This window comes from Aeromonas sp. QDB39 (assembly GCF_027707585.1).
Classification (GTDB): Bacteria; Pseudomonadota; Gammaproteobacteria; order Enterobacterales; family Aeromonadaceae; genus Aeromonas; species Aeromonas hydrophila.
Window position 1 is genome coordinate 28,446 of sequence record NZ_JAPCIV010000003.1, and the last position, 18,690, is coordinate 47,135.

Sequence of the window (18,690 nt, forward strand, 5' to 3'; positions counted from 1 at the left end):
CCTGCGTTGGAAGTTCATATGTCACAGAATCAACAAGGTCAGCAGGCCCTGAAAGTGGGGCGCGACCCCAGGATGTTGCCGGAGTACGAGGCGCTGCGGGCCGAGATCAACAAGCTCAGCCACGCTTCGCGCCCCGAGGTGGACTGGCAGCGGATCCATCAGCTTGCCAGCCTTATCTTCGAAAAACACGGGGTGGATCTGCAGACCGCCATCTACTTCACCCTGGCCCGTTCGCGCCTGCAGGGGCTGAGCGGTTTTACCGAAGGGTGCGAGTTTCTCGCCAACCTCATCGTCACCCAGTGGGAGAGCTTCTGGCCGCCGGTCCATCAGGAGCGGGCCCGCATCGAGATGCTCGACTGGTTCATCGCCCGCATCAGCGACGTCATTCGCCAGTACCAGATCAGCCACGAGGACAAGCGGCTGATCTATCGCTGCGAGCGCGCGCTGCAGCTCATCAGCGAGAAGCTGCACAACGCGGATCTGAGCCGCATTCCCCGGGTCGAGAATCTGGTGCACTTCATCGAGGGGTATACCCACCTCTTTGACGAGACCGAGATCGTCATCGTCTCCGACGAGCCGGGCCTCAAGGAGGATCTGCAGATCCCGCCCATGGTGTTCTTCAAGTCCGACCTGGAGAGTGACCACGGCGGCACGGTCTCGACGTCGACCCCGCACCTGCCCCAGGGCAGCATTCTGGTGGGGCGCGAGAAGGGGCAGGTCAAGCCCACCGTGCTCAAGATTGAGCAGCACCGCCGGCAGCGCCCCGCCTGGTTCTGGTTTGGCTGCGGCCTGCTCAGCTGCGCCCTGCCGGTGATGGGCTGGCTCGGCTGGCAGCAACATCAGCAGGAGAAAACCGTGGCGGCCCAGCGTCTGGTGCAACCGGCCGCCGAGTTGCCCCGAGCCCTCAACTATGACGACATTCGTCAGGCTCGCATCGTGCTGGGGGAGCAGACCCTGCAGAACATGGAGAGCGATCTGGTGGCCCGCTACCAGAATCAGTTGACCCGGCTCGAGCAGACGTCGCCGCTCTACTGGTATCGCTACGGCGAAGGGCTGCGCAACTCGCTCTTGATGCTCTATCCCGACTCGCTGGCGGTCAAGGCGCTGGACAAGCAGTGGCAGGCACAGCTTGGCGCCCAGCAGGGGGATGTCATCAGCGTGCCCACCTACTTGGATGCCCGCGCCGGGGTGGATGCCCTGCTCGATCAGCTGCTGGAGCTGGAGCGCCAGCGCAAGACGGTGACCATCTCCTACCTCAAATCCCAGCTCTACGAAGTGCAGAAGAACCTGATGCAGAACATTCCGTTCAGTCTGCGCCTCGGTGAACTGGAGGCGAGAAAAGCCTCCCAGGAGCCCATCACGGCTGCCGAGCTCAAGAGCCTGGAAAATGATCTGAAAGCGCTCAATATCCGCCTCTATCAGCTGCAGCAGGGCGCTTCTGGTAGCTGAAAGTGCTGTCATGAGCAAAAAATTGCGCAAGCTGTGGTGAGTTTGACTGGCAAGGCAAGGTTTGCCGGGAAACTTGCCCTGTCTTGCGCAATGGATTGCAGCAGATTGGTCAGATGCCGCGAGCTTGAATCGTAATTGACTGATTTTTAATGTGATTGTGGACGACTTAGCCATGGCATGGAGGCTGCTGGGTCGCCGTTCCAACTGTCTCTGCACCAGACTGCGCTTGCACCATGGTTGCCCCACGGAGAATCCAGATGTGCCCTTCTATTGCATTGCTCGGTGACATCGGCACCGACCACGATGGTTTCCACCCATCCCCCGTGATTGCTGCCAGCCCGGATGTGTTCCTCGATGGCAAACCGGTGGCCCGCCAGGGTGATCCGCTGGCCCCCCACGACAAACCCAACAATCCACCCCATCCGCGCAGCATCTCGGGCGGCGTCGGCTCTGTGCTGGTTAACGGCAAGCCCATCGCCGTGACCGGTACCGCCGTCGGCTGCGGCGGTGTGGTGATTGGCTCAGGCAGCGGACAGGCAGGTTAAGGAGCGCTTCATGGCAGACAGCACAGGATTACAATTTACCGTCAAGGTGGGGGCGCTGCCCGAGAGCACTTTCGTGGTGGTCGAGTTTGCGCTGGATGAAGGGCTGAACCGGCCGTTCAGCCTGCGCCTGGAGCTGGCGAGTGCCCAGCCAGACATCGACTTTGGCGCCGTGTTGGACCAGCCCTGCGAGCTGCTGGTGTGGTACAACGGCGAGCTGCAGCGTCGGGTGTGCGGGGTGGTCAGTGACTTCGCGCAAGGGGACAGCGGTTTTCGCCACACCCGCTATCAGCTCATGGTGCAGCCGGCGTTGTGGCGGCTCTCTTTGCGCCAGAACTCCCGCATCTTCCAGGCGCAGAAGCCCGACGAAATCCTCTCCATCCTGTTGCAAGAGCACGGCATCACCGACTACGCCTTTGCCCTGAAAAACGAGCACGCCAAGCGGGAATACTGCGTTCAGTACTGGGAAACCGACCTCGAGTTCCTCAATCGCCTCGCCGCCGAAGAGGGGATGTTCTACTTCCACGAGTTTGAAGCGGGCAAGCACCGCATTGTGTTTGCCGATGACGCGGCAGCCCTGACCGCTGGCCCCGAACTCTTCTTCAACCTCGGCAACCGTTCCCTCGAGCAAGGCCTCTATGTGCGGCAGTTCCACTACCGCGAGGCAGTGCGCCCAAGCGATGTGGAGCTCAAAGACTACAGCTTCAAGACGCCTGCCTACGGTCTCTCCCACAAGAAGCAAGGCGCGGAGCTCGAGCATCAACGCGATACCTACCAGCACTTCGACTATCCGGGCCGTTACAAGCAGGATGGCAGCGGCAAGGCCTTTGCCCAGCACCGGCTCGATGCCCTGCGCAACGATGCTGTGGCGGGCCAGGCTAAGTCCAACTGCGCGGCCTTGCAGCCGGGGCAGAGCTTCTCGCTCACCGAACACCCCAACGGCAGCCTCAACACCGACTGGCAAATCGTGCGCATCCAGCACACCGGCTTGCAGCCACAGGCACTGGAAGAGGAGGGGGGCAGCGGCCCCACTGTCTACCACAACGAATTCGGGGTAGTAAAAGCGAGTACCACCTGGCGGGCGCGCATCGGCAGCCCGGAAGCCCCTCACAAGCCGATGGTGGATGGCCCGCAAATCGCCATGGTGGTGGGTCCCGACGGTGAGGAGATTTACTGCGACGAGCACGGCCGGGTGAAGCTGCAGTTCCCGTGGGACCGCTACGGCAGCTCCAACGACCAGAGCTCCTGCTGGGTGCGCGTCTCCCAGGGCTGGGCCGGCGGTCAGTACGGCATGATGGCCATCCCGCGCATCGGGCACGAGGTCATCGTGAGCTTTCTGGAAGGGGACCCCGACCAGCCCATCGTGACTGGTCGCACCTACCACGCTACCAATCGGCCGCCGTATGAGCTGCCAGCCAACAAGACCCGCACCGTGCTGCGCACCGAAACCCACCAGGGTGAGGGTTTCAACGAGCTGCGTTTTGAAGACCAGGCTGGCAAGGAAGAGATTTATATCCACGGTCAGAAAGACCTGAACGTGCTTATCGAGAATGATGCCGCCTGGCACATCAAGCACGACCAGCATACCGATATCGACAATGAGCGGGTGACCCGCATCAAGGCTAATGACCACCTGACGGTGGAGGGTGAGAAGCGCGACCAGATAAAAGCCGACTACTCGCTGACGGTGGATGCCAGCCTGCATCAGAAGCTGGGGCAGTCTCTGCTGGTGGAAGCCGGGCAGGAAGTGCATATCAAGGTGGGCGACAAGCTGGTGCTGGAGGCTGGTTCCGAGATCACCCTCAAGGGCGGCGGCAGCTTTGTGAAAGTGGATCCTAGCGGCATCAAGCTGGTGGGCCCCGCCATCAAACTCAATGCCGGTGGCAGCGCAGGGTCAGGATCAGGCTGGGGTGGCAAGGCCCCCGTGGTGCCCAAGGGGGTTGAGGTGGTCAAAGCTCCGGAACTGGTTGAACTGGTCAAAGCCCTTCCTACCGAGAAGGCGATGGAGGCGCTCTTGAAAGAAGAGAAGCCCGGTGCGTTTTATCTCTTTTCTGAATAAGGAAACAGCATGAAGTTTGCATTTCCCATCCTCACTGCCACAGGGGAAGAGTTCAAAGACGTCAAGGCATTGACGGCGCTGATCAATGGCGAGCAATCGGGTCACTATCTTCTTGGCAATCACAACAAATGGCATGGCGGCATTCATATCAGCGACAAGAGTGCCCCTTGGTGCAAGGATAAGTATCCTGTCAGAGCCATGGCCGATGGCAAGGTGGTGGCCTTCCGGATGATGAAGGATTACCTGACCTCTGAATTTCAGGGGGAGTCCTTGCGTTATTCCAACTGCTTCTGCCTGGTACAGCATGAATATTGTGAAGTGAATGCAGAGACCAAGGCGAAAAACGAGTTCACCTTCTATTCGCTCTATATGCATCTTCTGCCTTGGGATCAGTACCAAAGTACCGAGAAGCTGGTACTGAAGAAGGGGTGGAATGCGCGCAATTCCGTTCCCCATGCCAATCCTGATGCCGAGCAGCAACGTGTTGATGCCGCTTTGCCGCGCTTCACGCTACCTAAAAATACCGAACTGGAAATGGACAGTAACACGCCTCCTCAAAAGGGGAGCGTTGGGGGCAAGGAGTATGATTTCATCAAGGTGACGATCAAGAGCAAGCTGTCCAATACCCAGATGAAAGAGGCCGAGAAGGCCGGTGTTGTGGTCAGTCAAGGGAGTTCGGTCTGGATCGCCAATAGTCCGGCTGCTGTTGAGGTGATTAAACCCAACCTGCCTACCTGGCTATTCGATCAGATAGAGGCGGAACTGCTGACTAATATGGTTGGCCGTGCGGATCCTGGAGTTGATGGGCCTACAGGTCGTCCGGTGGTGGGAAAGAAAAGTGTTTCTCTGCCTGCCGGTACCAAGTTGCAGTATGATGCACACCAACTCGAATTCCATTGGGATGGTGACAAGGCGCGCAAGATGGCCAGATGCAAATATGTGACGCCGAGTGTGGACGGTGTGCCAAGTAGTTGTGGTGTCGCCTGGGTATGCGTCGAAGACAAATATATCAAGGCAAATACGCTTCCTCCCTCCCATCTTGGCGAACTCTATGTGTTGCCATCTCCCGTGGCCATTGCCGCAGGTGAGACCATAGGCTATCTCGGCTTGGTGGAAACGCCAAGCTCTCTGATTGGAGGCAAAAAGAGCAAGCATCAAGTCCATCTTGAAGTCTTCACCCAAGATCCTCGTCTTGACGATGTGCTGGCCAACAAGGCGGGAACAAAAGGCGGTGCTACCTATGCCAAGGTCCCGGCGGAACTCGTCTTATACGAAAAGAAAAAGCAGGATGGTAAAGATCTCTGGGTAGCGACTGCTGACAAAAGTCAGGAAGAACTGGTTGAATCACCCACGCTTGAAAAAGATGCCGCCAAGCAGGAGTGGGTCTGTGTTTCGTCAGGAAAGTATGTCAAGAAAGAGTCAGTGGAACTGTTGAGCCAGCATGACTGGCTGAAGATTGGTTTTAAAAAGGTCGATGGTTCAGGCTCCGACGGCTATCTGGATCCTGATGCACCTCCAGCCTTTTTCACCGATCTGGTCAAGAGCTTTGATTCCGATGGCAATGGTGAACTTAACAGTGATGAGATACAGGTTGCCCTGCAAAACATCAGCAATGCAGAAAAACTTCACAAGCTAATCGTCAAGCATCCCAGTGAGTGGTATGAAAAATCATCAGCCAGCAGTTATCTGTGGCTAGATAAATTGATGACAAAAATTGGCCTGCCAGATTTTGACCAACTGGTGGATCACGAAAAACAGCGTATCGATAAGCTGGAGTGGATGCAGAGTGCTGCCAAGTTAAAGCTTGATAAGGCGGTCTGGCATTTTTCACCAATGAAGATGGTTATAAAGGAGGAGGGATTTGATTGGTTGATAAATGTCGATGAATTTGTTCTGAAATATAAAGAAATGCATATGAGTTTTTCAGCAGGAACTCCGGCCCTATCTTCTCAGTCTGAAAAAAACCTCCGAAAGCTTATAGCTAACATTAATAAATACTATGCAAATAATAGCTTGTACAAGGCTAATCTTTATCAGATTGCCTATATGTTAGCAACTGCTAGGCATGAGACATATCATTTTGTTTCCGGTGAGTACTTTAGTGAGAAACCTGAAGTAGGTTCAGTTAGCTATTTTGATAAGTATGACCCAATATTAGCTGATACGCCTAAACGTAGAGAACGAGCAATATTAAATGGAAACACGGTGGAAGGTGATGGATATAAATACAGAGGCCGAGGCTGTGTTCATCTTACATGGAAAAAAAATTATCAGAGAGCAAAAGACAATATTGGTATTGATTTTGTTAACTTCCCTGAGAAGGCCGCCGATTTTGACTATGCAGTTTCGATTATGATATGGGGAATGGAGGAAGGGATTTTTACTGGCTCATCGTTGGATGATTATATCAATGAGTCATCGATGAACTATGTTTCCGCAAGAAAAATAATAAATGGCAATGATGCTGCTGCATTGATTGCATCTTATGCAGAAAAATTTCAATCACTGTTAGAAGTAACATCTATAGCTTCAAAGGAATTCTGATATGTTACGTATGTTATTATTGCTTTTTGTATCTTTTGGGGCTTCATCTCATGAAATAAAGTATAGTAAGGATGATGGGGAAGTTTATGTAATGAATGGTGAGGTGAAAAAATCGTTTGATTTTGATGAAAATAGCTCTGGTAATTCAGAACGGTGGTTCGATTTTTTTAATGGTAAACCGGCTATTGTCAATGATAGTAACTCATTGAATAGTTTTTCATCTTATGCGACATTAATATATCATAATGATGATTTTTACATTGATTGTATTTATATAGAATTTAAAAGCAATAAAAATGGAATTTATGATAAAACAGGGTTTTGTGGTCTAGAAAAAAAGATAGTAAATGGGTATGGAAATGTTGAGAGCTATATAGCATCATTTTCTGATAAAATATCTAGACAGATTAGTGATATTGATACATCTCGTCTTATTAGTGGTAAAAATGATTATCTTGCTATCGTCTCATATAGAGATAAAAATACGACTTTAAATAAAGTGTATGAAAGTAAAGAGTCTCTTATTGCTGGTGATTATGAGTATTTAATTATCTCCGGAGATAGTTGTAAACGCTATAAAAAATCTCCTTGGGTAGTTTATTATGAAAATAAAAAAACAATATCCTTTGAGACCAAGATGAGCAGAAATGGAAATGTTTTTCTAGTTGGCGCTAAATATGAGGAGAATGATGGTTTGTGTATGAATTTTAACCCCGCCAAGGTTGATTCTAGAAAAGCATATATTTATAGAGGTGGAAAGGTAACTACGTCATACCTGATTAAGGGGGACTTTATTAATTATCTTTATAGTGATGATAGTAATCATCTTTGTGAAGTTGTTTATATAAATGAAAAAAATAAAGAAGTAAGCGGTTCTTTATTATGCTCTGATATTAATTTTGGAGTAAAGTAGTCAGTTATGTAGATCATCAGTGTTGGTCTAGTTTGTATAAATATAGTAATCATCTGACACCGGCTTCAAGCCGGTGTCTTGTTTACGCTACTCTAGTGTGTGCTTCTTTCGGTATCAATTTCAGAACCTTCTTGAATATGTGCTAGGAGGGGGGTTGTCTTTCTATTGTTTTGCTCTGATGTCACCTCTGGTGAGTAGTGTTCCAAATAGCACTCCAGGTCTGGCTACATTAACCCCACCGATTCATACCAATTTGATACCCACAAGGTCTGATACGGGTTGCTGGCGACCTCCAGCACCAATACTTATGCCTTTTAGAGTGTCGCCTGTGCGACCCATTGCGGGCATTTTTGCAGCAACGGTTAGGACATTGGGAGAGCGGTTTATGTCTACCGGATTTAAATCGATAAGATTGGATGTTTTCTGAAAGGGATAATGGGGTGGCTGATGGGGCTCGAACCCACGACAACCGGAATCACAATCCGGGACTCTACCAACTGAGCTACAGCCACCACTGAAAATATCCATCAATGTTTGCATCGGGGAGACACATATCATCAATGGCGCGCCCTGCAGGATTCGAACCTGCGACCCACGGCTTAGAAGGCCGTTGCTCTATCCGACTGAGCTAAGGGCGCATTGCCTCGACAAGCCTGGCGGCATGTCGAAAAACCTGGTCGGTGATAAAGGATTCGAACCTTTGACCCTCTGGTCCCAAACCAGATGCGCTACCGGGCTGCGCTAATCACCGAAAATCTCGTCTCCAGCATAGCGACAGCGGCTGTACTGGGCAACGGGCCGGCATCATACCCAAGCGGGAAAGCCAGCGTCAACGAATTTTTCCACCAATGAATTCAAATGCCTACTTATTGCCCTCCATGCGAGAGCCGCTAACACCCGTGGCAAAAAAATGCGACAATGCGCGGCAGTTGAACACATGGTGAGTGAAGAACGATGTCTGCCAAAATCATTGATGGAAAACAGGTTGCGCAAACGATTCGCAATCAGGTCGCAGCGCAAGTCCAACAGCGGTTGGCACAAGGAAAACGGGCGCCGGGCTTGGCGGTCATCCTGGTCGGGGTAGATCCTGCCTCGCAGGTCTATGTCGGCAGCAAGCGGCGCGCCTGCGAAGAGGTAGGCTTTATCTCCCGCTCTTACGATCTGGATACGACGGCGAGCCAGGAAGAGTTGCTGGCACTGATCGATAAGCTGAATGAAGACGCAGACGTTGACGGTATTCTGGTGCAGCTGCCGCTTCCGCCCCATTGTGATACGACTCAGGTATTGGAGCGTATTCGCCCCGACAAGGATGTGGATGGTTTCCATCCCTACAACGTGGGTCGGCTGGCACAGCGTATTCCGGCACTGCGCCCCTGTACGCCCAAAGGCATCATGACGCTGATTGAAGCGACTGGTGTAAAAACGCATGGTCTGCATGCGGTGGTAGTCGGGGCCTCCAACATCGTCGGTCGGCCGATGACGCTGGAGCTGCTGCTGGCAGGTTGCACTACCACTACCTGTCACCGTTTCACTCAAGATCTGGAAGATCAGGTTCGCCGTGCTGACCTGCTGGTGGTGGCAGTTGGCAAACCCAATTTCATTCCGGGTGAGTGGGTCAAACCGGGGGCGCTGGTGATCGACGTGGGCATCAATCGGTTGGCAGACGGCTCTCTGGTCGGTGACGTTGAGTTTGAGACCGCGCGCAATCATGCCTCCTTCATCACGCCTGTGCCGGGCGGGGTTGGCCCCATGACGGTTGCCAGCCTGATGGAAAATACCCTGAGCGCCTGTCAGGACTATCACGACAACGCGCAATGATTTCCTTGTAGTCTGCTCGGGTGAACGAACTTCTCCTGTGAATTGCAGTAATAAAAAAACCGGCAACCTTGCGGCTTGCCGGTTTTTTTATTTATCCAGTTCGACTCTTACATGTTCTGTGCTTCGTTTGGCACAATGACAGAGGCGTGATTGCCTTTCGGCCCCTGCTGCAGTTCAAAGTTGACTGCTTGACCTGCTTTCAACGTCTTGTAGCCTTCCATTTGTATCGTGGAGTAGTGGGCGAAGATATCTTCACCACCTCCTTCCGGACAGATAAACCCAAATCCTTTTGCGTTGTTAAACCACTTGACTGTTCCGGTTGCCATACATCTACATCCTTTTATTGATTACCTTGAAGTCGTTGAGTAACCTGCGCCAGCCCTTTATAACTAGTAACATAGCCCATAGCAGACGGGCGCCGATTAGCAAGTAACCAATCTAGTCTAACTTTTGAGCGAGTCAAGGAGTTGTTAACAACTGATGTGATCTGGTTAACAAGTCTATTGACAATCTTGTGTTAGGCGGTAGTAATCTAGAGGTACCAAAGCGCGATTATGAGCAAGCAGAAAGAACTCTTTGCTAATGAAGAGATTGCAGAAGCAGAGAAAACCAAGCTGCAACCGCCACCCATGTACAAGGTCGTCCTGAACAACGACGACTACACACCGATGGAGTTCGTGGTGGAGGTGCTGCAAAAGTTCTTTGGTATGGATTTGGACAAGGCCACTCAGGTGATGCTGAGCGTGCATTATAGTGGTAAAGGAGTCTGTGGCACGTTCACCGCCGAGATTGCCGAAACCAAAGTGGTCCAGGTCAACACCTATGCACGTAACAACGAACATCCACTGCTGTGTACCATGGAAAAGGCTTGAATCTGATGACTTGATGGCGATGACGACACCACATTGTTGCTGTACTAGGGGAGGTGCCTATGTTGAATAAAGATCTAGAAAAGACGCTGAACGAGGCTTTCAAACTGGCCCGTGACGAGCGCCACGAATTCATGACTGTCGAGCACCTGTTGTTAGCCCTGCTGGATAACAGCTCAGCCCATGAGGCGCTGAGTTCTTGTGGTGCTGACGTGGAGCTGATGCGCAAAGAGATCAGCGCATTCATCAGTCAAACAACCCCGCTTATTCCCCGTGATGATGAAGATCGTGAAACCCAGCCCACACTGGGCTTCCAGCGGGTGCTGCAACGCGCCGTGTTCCATGTTCAATCATCGGGCAACACGGAAGTCAGTGGCGCCAACGTGCTGGTTGCCATTTTCAGCGAGCAGGAGTCCCAGGCCGCTTACTTCCTGAAAAAGGCCGAGATCAGCCGACTGGATGTGGTCAATTTCCTCTCCCATGGCGTGCGCAAAGACAGCAAGCCGGACAACAGCAGCAACAATGCAGAGTCCGACGACGATGTGTCTGCCGCCCAGATAGAAAGCTTTGCCACCAACCTCAATCAGCTGGTGCTGGAAGGGCGTATCGATCCGCTCATCGGACGAGATCAGGAACTTAACCGTACCATCCAGGTGCTCTGCCGCCGTCGCAAGAACAACCCCTTGCTGGTCGGTGAAGCAGGGGTGGGCAAGACGGCCATCGCCGAAGGGTTGGCCTATCGTATCGTCAAGGGTGATGTGCCCGAGGTGATTGCGGGCAGCACCATTTATTCCCTGGACATGGGCTCGCTGCTGGCGGGGACCAAATATCGCGGTGATTTCGAGAAGCGCCTCAAGGTGCTGCTCAAGCAGATCGAGCGCCAGGAAGGGGCGATCCTGTTCATCGACGAGATCCACACCATCATAGGGGCAGGGGCGGCCTCCGGTGGTCAGCTGGATGCGGCCAACCTCATCAAGCCGCTGCTCTCCAATGGCTTGCTGCGTTGTGTCGGCTCCACCACCTATCAGGAATACTCCCAGATCTTTGAAAAGGACCGTGCTCTGGCGCGTCGCTTCCAGAAGATCGATATCGTCGAGCCTAGCGTGGATGATACCACTCGCATCCTGATGGGTCTCAAGAGCCGCTATGAGGCTCACCATGGGGTGCGCTATACCGTCAAGGCCATCCGCGCCGCGGTGGAGCTCTCTGCCAAGTACATCAATGACCGCCATCTGCCTGACAAGGCGATCGACGTGATCGACGAAGCCGGTGCCGGACAACGGCTGCTGCCGGCGAGCAAGCGCAAGAAAGTGATCAATGTGCAGGAGATCGAAGCCATTGTGGCCAAGATTGCTCGCATCCCGGAGAAATCAGTCTCCTCTTCCGACAAGGAGGTGCTGAAGAATCTGGAGCGCAATCTCAAGATGGTGGTATTTGGTCAGGACAAGGCCATCGAGGTGCTGACCGACTCCATTCGCTTGTCACGTTCGGGCTTGGGTAATGAGCGGCGCCCCGTGGGTTGCTTCTTGTTTGCCGGCCCGACCGGGGTGGGCAAGACCGAGGTCACTCAGCAGTTGGGCAAGGCGCTTGGCGTCGAGGTGCTGCGCTTTGACATGTCGGAGTACATGGAACGCCACACCGTCTCTCGCCTGATCGGGGCACCTCCCGGCTATGTGGGCTTTGAGCAGGGTGGACTTCTGACCGATTCGGTACTCAAGCACCCGCACTCAGTGGTACTGCTGGACGAGATCGAAAAAGCGCACCCGGATGTGTTCAACCTGCTGCTGCAGGTGATGGACAACGGCACCCTGACTGACAACAACGGGCGCAAGGCGGATTTTCGCAACGTGATCCTGGTGATGACCACCAACGCCGGCGTGCAGGAGACCCAGCGCAAATCCATCGGCTTCCAGCAACAGGATATGAGCCACGATGCCATGGCGGTGATCAACAAGACGTTCAGCCCGGAGTTTCGCAACCGGCTCGATCACACCATCTGGTTCAACCATTTGGATATGCAGGTGATACATCAGGTGGTCGACAAGTTCATCGTCGAGTTGCAGGTACAACTGGATGCCAAGGGCGTGTCTCTTGAAGTGTCCGAGGGTGTCCGCCACTGGTTGGCCGAGAAGGGATATGACAGGGCCATGGGAGCGAGACCCATGGGACGGGTCATCCAGGAACACCTCAAGAAACCCCTTGCCAATGAGATCCTGTTCGGATCCTTGGTCGATGGGGGGGTAGTGAAGGTTGAGTTGATAAATGACAGCCTCAGCTTTGACTATCAAGTCAATGTTGAAGCTGTTTCCCACTAAGCTTAACGCTGTTGGAAAACCACAAAAAACCCCAACCGGAAGGTTGGGGTTTTTTGCTGAATTCCTGGCTTAGCGAGAGCGGAAAACAATACGTCCCTTGGAGAGATCGTACGGAGTCAGAGCTACCGTTACTTTGTCCCCAGTCAGGATACGGATGTAGTTTTTGCGCATCTTGCCGGAAATATGAGCGATAACCACGTGACCATTCTCCAGTTCCACACGGAACATGGTATTGGGCAGGGTTTCGAGAATAGTGCCCTGCATCTCAATACTGTCTTCTTTAGCCATTGAATCCTCTTGATAAGCCACAACAAAAAATCCGCTGGATCATGCCGGATTTAAGGCTATGTGTAAAGTTTACTCGGGCTTGCTGTCGATATTTTTCCATTCCCCCTGTATCAACCGTTCATGGGGCAGATACTGGCGCTTGTAATTCATCTTGCGGCACTCCTCCACCAGATAGCCCAGATATAGCCAGCTCCGACCGGTTCTTCTGGCCAGTTCCAACTGACTCAGAATGGCGAAGGTACCGAGGGAACGATCCGCATGGGCCGGGTCGAAAAAGGTGTACATGGCGCTGAGGGAATGGGGCAGCAGATCCGTGGTTGCGACCCCGATGAGCCGGTTATCCTTGCGCATTTCCAGATAGAGGGGCGGCATCCAGTCACAGTGCAGGAAGCCCTTGTACTGGGTGCGGCTGGGGGGATACATGCTGCCGTCATGATGGCGTTCGCGAATGTAGCGCTCATAGAGCTGATAGTACTCGGGCTTGTCGTCGTAGCTGAGCACCAGTTCGATATCCTGATTGAGCTGGCGGATCCGCTTCTGGCTGCGGCTCGGCACGAAGCGCTCGCTGTGGATGCGCAGGGACTGGCAGGCATTGCAGGCCGGGCAGTGGGGACGATAGATGTCGTTGCCGCTGCGCCGAAAGCCGGCCGTCAGCAGCCGTTCGTAGCCGCTGGCATTGAGCAGGCTGTGATCCATCAACACCAGCAATTGCTCCTGCTCATGACCCAGATAGCTGCATTGGTGCTTCGGGGTCAGCCCTACCTTGAGGATCACTTCTTCGGTCATAACAGAATGCTCCCCGTTTGCCAGCAATTGGCCGCCAGCGGTTGTCGGCTCAGTTGTGCCAGCGTCGTCAAAAATTGGCGTCTCGGCCACTCTTCTATTCCCAGGGTGGCCAAAAAATCGTTCTGCATCTGGCAATCGATCAAGGCGCCATCATGGCGGGCGAAGTGCCGGCAGAGGGCCACCATGGCCAGTTTGGCACCGTTGTCGATACGACTGAACATGGACTCGCCGCAGAACACCCGGCCGAGGGAGAGGCCATAGAGGCCGGCTTGCAACTGGCCCTCCTGCCAGATCTCGATGGAGTGGGCATGGCCAAGGCGGTGCAATTGTCGATAGGCGTCGATCATGGGTGTGCTAATCCAGGTTCCACTGGCACTGCGACGGGGCGCGGCGCAGGCCGCTATAACCTCATTAAAGGCGCGATCGATGGAAATATCGAATGAGGTACCACGGATAAATTTACGCAGAGTGCGACCGATATGCAGCTGTTCAGGCCGGATGACGCCTCTGGGATCCGGTGACCACCACAGCAGCGGCTGGTGGGGTTCATTCCACGGGAAGATCCCCTTGTGGTAAGCTGCCAGCAGGCGGGCAGGGGAGAGATCCCCGCCGATCGCCAGCAGGCCGTTGGGTTCCTCCAGGGCATGCTCGGGGTCGGGAAACCAGCACAGCTCATCATCCAATTGGGTAAGATAGCGAGACATAAGGTAACGAGGTTCATAGATGAAGGCCATTATCCTGATAGTATCCAGCTTGTTTTGCTTTGTCACTGCGCCCGCCTGGGCGCAGGTCTACGAGCGCAATACGGCAAGACCCGTGAATCAGGTGGTGTTTGGTCAGGTCGAGACGGTGCGCAACATCACCCAGCGCCAGATTCTGGAGTCAGAACACTCCGGCTGGAAAACCTTGGGCGGCGCCGTCCTGGGGGGGCTGCTTGGCAACCAGTTTGGTGGCGGTCATGGCCGTGAAATTGCTACTGCGGTCGGTGCATTGGCGGGGGCGGCCGCGGCGCAGCAGTATCAATTGGGCGGCAGCGTGGTGGAGAACAAGCTGGTGGAGCTGCTTATTCGCAACGAGCAAAACGGGCTGGTCAACGTCATTCAGGATTACGATCCGGCCATGGTGTTCATGAACGGCGACAAGGTGCGCATCCTCTATTTCGACGATGGCGTGCGGGTCGACAAGACCTATTGAAGCAGGCGCTGGCTCAGGCGGTCATCAAGGAGGGAGAAGTGACCCGACGGGCTGCCGGCTGGGCAAGCTGTCGGGCGGGTACTACACGGAGAACATCTGGCGAGGTAACGTCAGGCCGATGAGTCCTGCGACACTATCTTGTCACGGCCGGTGTTCTTTGCCTGATAGAGCAGGCGATCCGCCTCGCTCAGTGCCTCGTCCATGGAACCGCGCCCGACCTTGATCACCCCGAAACTGGCGCGAACAAACAGCGGCGTCTCCCTGGACAGCGGTTGCTGGCGCATCTGCTGGCGCAGCCCCTCCAGCCGTTTGAGCAGCACCGGTACGGTGCAGTGGGGCACCATCAGGGCAAACTCCTCGCCACCAAAACGGGCGATCATGGCATCGGGGAAGAACTGGGTGAGCAGCCGGGTGAGGTGGCAGAGCAGCTGATCGCCGATGGCATGACCCCAGTGATCGTTCACCTGCTTGAAGTGATCCACATCGAGCACGCACAGCGCAAGGGGCGTCTCCTGACGCTGGTGTTCCTCGAACCATTTCTGTCCTTCATTGAACCAGTAGCGCCGGTTGTAGAGCCCGGTCAGGTAGTCGCGATTGGCCGACTCCTGGATGCTGTTGAACTGCTCCAGCGCTTCCAGGTTGTGGCTGACCCGGCATTGCAGCTCTTCCGGTTCGAACGGTTGGTTGAGGAAGTCGTTGGCGCCCTGCTTGAGGTAGCGGGCGGAGAGGCCGCGCTTGTCCGACACCGAGATGCCGATGATGGCGAGCTGCTGCTTGCTGTAACGCTCGCGCAGCATGCGCACCAGGCTGATCCCGTCAATTTCTGGCATATAGTAGTCGACCAGCACCAGCCGAATGGCCTGGTTCTGTTCGAGCTGGGCCAGGGCCTCGCGGGCGTGGCTCGCCTCGTGCACCTGCAGCAGCTGCTTGCGCAACTGGGCCATGGTGCGGTGGCGGGAGGTGCGTGAATCATCGACCACCAGTACTTCGATGCGTTGGTTGAGGTAGAGGCGATGAACCAGGCTGACGGCGTATTGCAGGGAGTGGCGTGAATCCTTCATCACATAGTCCAGTACTCCCGCCTCCAGCCAGGCTGCACGCTTCTCCTCGCTGATATCGGCAGTGAGGATCACCACCGGCAAGCCCCGCTCCAGCAACACCTTGACCGCTTCCCCGCTGGGGGCATCCGGCAGGGTCAGATCCACCAATGCCACCACGTACTCTTCTCCCCGACAGTGGCGGGCACCCTCCAGGGTATCGAATGCATCGATCTCCAGCCCGGTTTGCTGCGCAATGGCCTGGATCAGCATCCGTCGAATGGTCAGACTGTCCTCGACTATCAATATTTTCTGTTTCATCCGGCTCCTTAAAGTAAAAAGGCATGCCTCGCGGCATGCCTTTTATATCCCTTGTGCTTATTGCGCGTCCAGATAGCGCTCGGCATCGAGGGCGGCCATACAGCCGGTACCGGCCGAGGTGATGGCCTGGCGGTAGGTGTGGTCAGCCACGTCACCGGCGGCAAATACCCCTTCGATGCTGGTCTGGGTGGCGAAGCCGTCGAGGCCGCCACGCACCTTCAGATAGCCGTTCTGCATATCCAGCTGGTCGGCGAAGATCTGGGTGTTGGGCTGGTGACCGATGGCGATGAAGACGCCCATCAGTGGCAGGTCGGTGGTGGTGTCGTTCTGGGTGTTGCGCAGACGCACACCGGTCACCCCCATGTCGTCGCCCAGCACTTCGTCCAGAGTCTGGTGGGTGTGCAGTACGATATTGCCGCTGGCCACCTTGTCGTGCAGACGCTTGATCAGGATCTTCTCGGCGCGGAACTCGTCGCGACGGTGAATGAGGTGCACCTTCTTGGCGATGTTGGCCAGATAGAGCGCCTCTTCCACGGCGGTGTTGCCGCCGCCGACCACGGCCACTTCCTGATTGCGATAGAAGAAGCCGTCACAGGTGGCGCAGGCGGAGACGCCGCGGCCCTTGAAGGCCTCTTCGGAAGGCAGGCCCAGGTACTTGGCGGAGGCACCGGTGGCGATGATCAGCGCATCACAGGTGTATTCGCCGTTGTCGCCCTTGAGGCGGAACGGACGCTGGGTCAGCTGCACTTCATTGATGTGATCGAACAGGATGCGGGTGTCGAACTTCTCCGCATGCTCTTTCATGCGCTCCATCAGGGCCGGACCGGTCAGACCCTCGGGGTCACCGGGCCAGTTCTCCACTTCGGTGGTGGTAGTCAGCTGACCGCCTTGCTGCATGCCGGTGATGAGCAGCGGATTGAGGTTGGCACGGGCGGCATAGACGGCGGCAGTGTAGCCCGCCGGGCCTGACCCCAGGATCAGCAGTTTGCTATGAGTGACTTGGCTCATGATGTGATTTCCGAGACGTGATGAGTTTGCGCGATTGTAGGTAATTCGTGATAAGGGGTCAAAGGCCAGTGAGTCGATTGTATCAATCGGCTGGCGGGGTGGGTGGGGGGTAAGAAAGGGCTGAAAACATGCCCTGTCGCGGAAGGCTCCTCAACCGGGTCTGGTGCACCTTGATAAGGAGCAAAATGGCTCTCACTCCATGGTGATGTGAGAGGTGGCGCTTGGTATCCGCTGGCGCTTGCCGGACGTGGTGCGCATTTCTATTGATGAGGTGGGGAAGGGCGTTTGCAGCCGTGTATGCCAGCGGGCGTAGCCCGCTCGGCTGATCCTGTCCGCTGGTGTGGCGGCGATCTAGACGCGATTGACAAGTTTTGGCGCAGTAGCCCTCGCTGCCGGTGCTTTGTAATACAGCACCTCAGGCCAAGCCCGCCCCATGAGGGGGGGGCACACATTCTCAGGCCGCGCACTGACATGAGGGAGGATTTCGCTGGGGTGGCCGCTCTCCTGGTGGGCACATTCACGATGGCGACCTCCCGTTATCTTGCAGGGGGAATACCAAATCATTGCCGGGCAGTTGTGACGAAGACGCAGGGAGGGGGGGGCGTTATGTTTTGAGTCTGATGGATACGCCGGCCGCGGTGAAAATTGCTGCAATGCAGGACAAAATAGCGACAGTGGCAGCGCGATAATCTGCACCACCTGAATCAATGCCGCTTCCTGCGCCGCTTTGGGCGAAAACAGTATGGTTTCGTGCTGTCAGTTCACGTACACTGGCCACAGCCATGCCTACGCGGTATTCATGGTTTTTTATTTCTTTAGGTACACCGATAATCATGCTATCCCTCGACTATCGATTGGTGGTTTATGTTGCAAGCTAGTTTGGCAACATTTGCGCCTTGCATATTCAGGTATTGACAGGATTTGTGACCATAATTATAAAATGACTGGTGATTCTTACCAAAAAATAGCCAAAGGATGGAATAAATGATGGAAGCTAAGAGTCGGCTAAAGGATTTGGACAGGATTGACCGCAACATTCTGAATGAGCTGCAAAAGGATGGCAGAATTTCGAACGTTGAGTTGTCCAAACGAGTTGGCCTGAGTCCTACACCGTGTCTGGAACGGGTTCGTCGCCTCGAGCGACAAGGGTATATCGAAGGGTATGCCGCCATTCTGAACCCTCATTATCTGGACGCGTCTCTGCTGGTATTCGTGGAAATTACCCTCAATCGCGGTGCCCCCGATGTGTTTGAACAGTTCAACAAGGCTGTTCAGGTGCTCGAGGAGATCCAGGAGTGCCATCTGGTCTCCGGCGATTTCGACTATCTGCTCAAGACCCGAGTCAGCGACATGTCGGCCTATCGCCGTCTGCTGGGGGAAACCCTGCTGCGTCTGCCCGGTGTCAACGACACTCGCACCTATGTGGTGATGGAAGAGGTCAAACAGAGCAGTCGTCTGGTGATCAGCACCCGTTGAGTCGGGTTATGCTGTGGCTTGCCAGCCTTGCGACAAGTCACGACATTCAGAAACGAGCGGCCGGTCCGCTC

At 54.6% G+C, this 18,690-nt stretch carries 17 protein-coding genes and 3 tRNA genes; 10 read left to right on the top strand and 10 right to left on the bottom strand.

Annotation, left to right across the window (positions count from 1 at the left end):
* The first annotated feature begins 18 nt into the window (after positions 1-18).
* From PG899_RS02355 to PG899_RS02375, 5 genes are all read left to right on the top strand, one after another.
* On the top strand, positions 19-1,449 hold the full coding sequence (locus PG899_RS02355; protein ID WP_077095953.1) for a VasL domain-containing protein: 1,431 nt from the start codon (positions 19-21) through the stop codon (positions 1,447-1,449).
* Between the two features lie 257 nt (positions 1,450-1,706).
* A complete protein-coding gene (locus PG899_RS02360; RefSeq protein WP_017411057.1) occupies positions 1,707-1,994 on the top strand; it encodes a type VI secretion system PAAR protein in 288 nt (95 codons plus the stop codon).
* Between the two features lie 10 nt (positions 1,995-2,004).
* Positions 2,005-4,050, top strand: a complete 2,046-nt coding sequence (gene tssI, locus PG899_RS02365) for a type VI secretion system Vgr family protein (protein ID WP_077095952.1) — start codon at positions 2,005-2,007, stop codon at positions 4,048-4,050.
* Positions 4,051-4,059: 9 nt separating this feature from the next.
* Positions 4,060-6,594: a hypothetical protein gene (locus PG899_RS02370; protein WP_077095951.1), complete on the top strand. Its 2,535-nt coding sequence runs from the start codon at positions 4,060-4,062 to the stop codon at positions 6,592-6,594.
* Between the two features lies 1 nt (position 6,595).
* Complete coding sequence (locus PG899_RS02375; RefSeq protein ID WP_143238969.1) at positions 6,596-7,507, top strand: hypothetical protein; 912 nt, start codon at positions 6,596-6,598, stop codon at positions 7,505-7,507.
* Between the two features lie 436 nt (positions 7,508-7,943).
* Here the strand turns inward: PG899_RS02375 and PG899_RS02380 are convergent.
* From PG899_RS02380 to PG899_RS02390, 3 genes are all read right to left on the bottom strand, one after another.
* Positions 7,944-8,019: transfer RNA gene (locus PG899_RS02380), tRNA-His, on the bottom strand.
* 49 nt (positions 8,020-8,068) lie between these two features.
* Positions 8,069-8,145, bottom strand: a tRNA-Arg gene (locus tag PG899_RS02385).
* A gap of 36 nt (positions 8,146-8,181) precedes the next feature.
* A tRNA-Pro gene (locus PG899_RS02390) sits at positions 8,182-8,258 on the bottom strand.
* A 203-nt stretch (positions 8,259-8,461) separates the two neighbouring features.
* Between PG899_RS02390 and folD the strand changes: the two genes are divergently transcribed.
* Complete coding sequence (gene folD, locus PG899_RS02395) at positions 8,462-9,325, top strand: bifunctional methylenetetrahydrofolate dehydrogenase/methenyltetrahydrofolate cyclohydrolase FolD (protein ID WP_077095950.1); 864 nt, start codon at positions 8,462-8,464, stop codon at positions 9,323-9,325.
* Positions 9,326-9,432: 107 nt separating this feature from the next.
* Here folD and cspD read toward each other — a convergent pair whose 3' ends face one another.
* Complete coding sequence (gene cspD, locus PG899_RS02400; protein ID WP_005300025.1) at positions 9,433-9,651, bottom strand: cold shock-like protein CspD; 219 nt, start codon at positions 9,649-9,651, stop codon at positions 9,433-9,435.
* A 228-nt stretch (positions 9,652-9,879) separates the two neighbouring features.
* On the opposite strand from cspD, the gene clpS reads away from it, so the two are divergent.
* Both clpS and clpA read left to right on the top strand, forming a co-directional pair.
* The gene (gene clpS, locus PG899_RS02405) at positions 9,880-10,197 is read left to right on the top strand and encodes an ATP-dependent Clp protease adapter ClpS (protein WP_005300028.1); all 318 of its coding nucleotides are present in this window, start codon (positions 9,880-9,882) and stop codon (positions 10,195-10,197) included.
* A gap of 59 nt (positions 10,198-10,256) precedes the next feature.
* Complete coding sequence (gene clpA / locus PG899_RS02410) at positions 10,257-12,509, top strand: ATP-dependent Clp protease ATP-binding subunit ClpA (protein ID WP_024944043.1); 2,253 nt, start codon at positions 10,257-10,259, stop codon at positions 12,507-12,509.
* A gap of 69 nt (positions 12,510-12,578) precedes the next feature.
* On the opposite strand, the gene infA is transcribed toward clpA, so the two are convergent.
* From infA to aat, 3 genes are all read right to left on the bottom strand, one after another.
* Complete coding sequence (infA, locus tag PG899_RS02415) at positions 12,579-12,797, bottom strand: translation initiation factor IF-1 (RefSeq protein WP_005300033.1); 219 nt, start codon at positions 12,795-12,797, stop codon at positions 12,579-12,581.
* A gap of 69 nt (positions 12,798-12,866) precedes the next feature.
* The gene (locus PG899_RS02420) at positions 12,867-13,583 is read right to left on the bottom strand and encodes an arginyltransferase (protein WP_011705735.1); all 717 of its coding nucleotides are present in this window, start codon (positions 13,581-13,583) and stop codon (positions 12,867-12,869) included.
* Positions 13,580-14,287 carry a leucyl/phenylalanyl-tRNA--protein transferase gene (gene aat, locus PG899_RS02425; protein WP_029303253.1) on the bottom strand — a complete coding sequence of 236 codons (708 nt, stop codon included), beginning with the start codon at positions 14,285-14,287 and terminating at the stop codon, positions 13,580-13,582. The genes PG899_RS02420 and aat overlap by 4 nt, the downstream gene beginning before the upstream one ends.
* Before the next feature lie 19 nt (positions 14,288-14,306).
* Here aat and PG899_RS02430 point away from each other — a divergent pair, with 19 nt between their 5' ends.
* On the top strand, positions 14,307-14,777 hold the full coding sequence (locus PG899_RS02430; RefSeq protein ID WP_077095949.1) for a glycine zipper 2TM domain-containing protein: 471 nt from the start codon (positions 14,307-14,309) through the stop codon (positions 14,775-14,777).
* Between the two features lie 110 nt (positions 14,778-14,887).
* On the opposite strand, the gene PG899_RS02435 is transcribed toward PG899_RS02430, so the two are convergent.
* The 3 genes from PG899_RS02435 to PG899_RS02445 all read right to left on the bottom strand — a co-directional run bounded on the left by PG899_RS02435 (position 14,888) and on the right by PG899_RS02445 (position 17,978).
* Positions 14,888-16,135, bottom strand: a complete 1,248-nt coding sequence (locus PG899_RS02435) for a response regulator (protein ID WP_039214578.1) — start codon at positions 16,133-16,135, stop codon at positions 14,888-14,890.
* 57 nt (positions 16,136-16,192) lie between these two features.
* The gene (gene trxB, locus PG899_RS02440; RefSeq protein ID WP_017409663.1) at positions 16,193-17,143 is read right to left on the bottom strand and encodes a thioredoxin-disulfide reductase; all 951 of its coding nucleotides are present in this window, start codon (positions 17,141-17,143) and stop codon (positions 16,193-16,195) included.
* 604 nt (positions 17,144-17,747) lie between these two features.
* A complete protein-coding gene (locus tag PG899_RS02445; RefSeq protein ID WP_077095948.1) occupies positions 17,748-17,978 on the bottom strand; it encodes an alanine dehydrogenase in 231 nt (76 codons plus the stop codon).
* Between the two features lie 149 nt (positions 17,979-18,127).
* Between PG899_RS02445 and lrp the strand changes: the two genes are divergently transcribed.
* Positions 18,128-18,619, top strand: a complete 492-nt coding sequence (gene lrp, locus PG899_RS02450) for a leucine-responsive transcriptional regulator Lrp (protein WP_005300047.1) — start codon at positions 18,128-18,130, stop codon at positions 18,617-18,619.
* Positions 18,620-18,690: the final 71 nt, after the last annotated feature.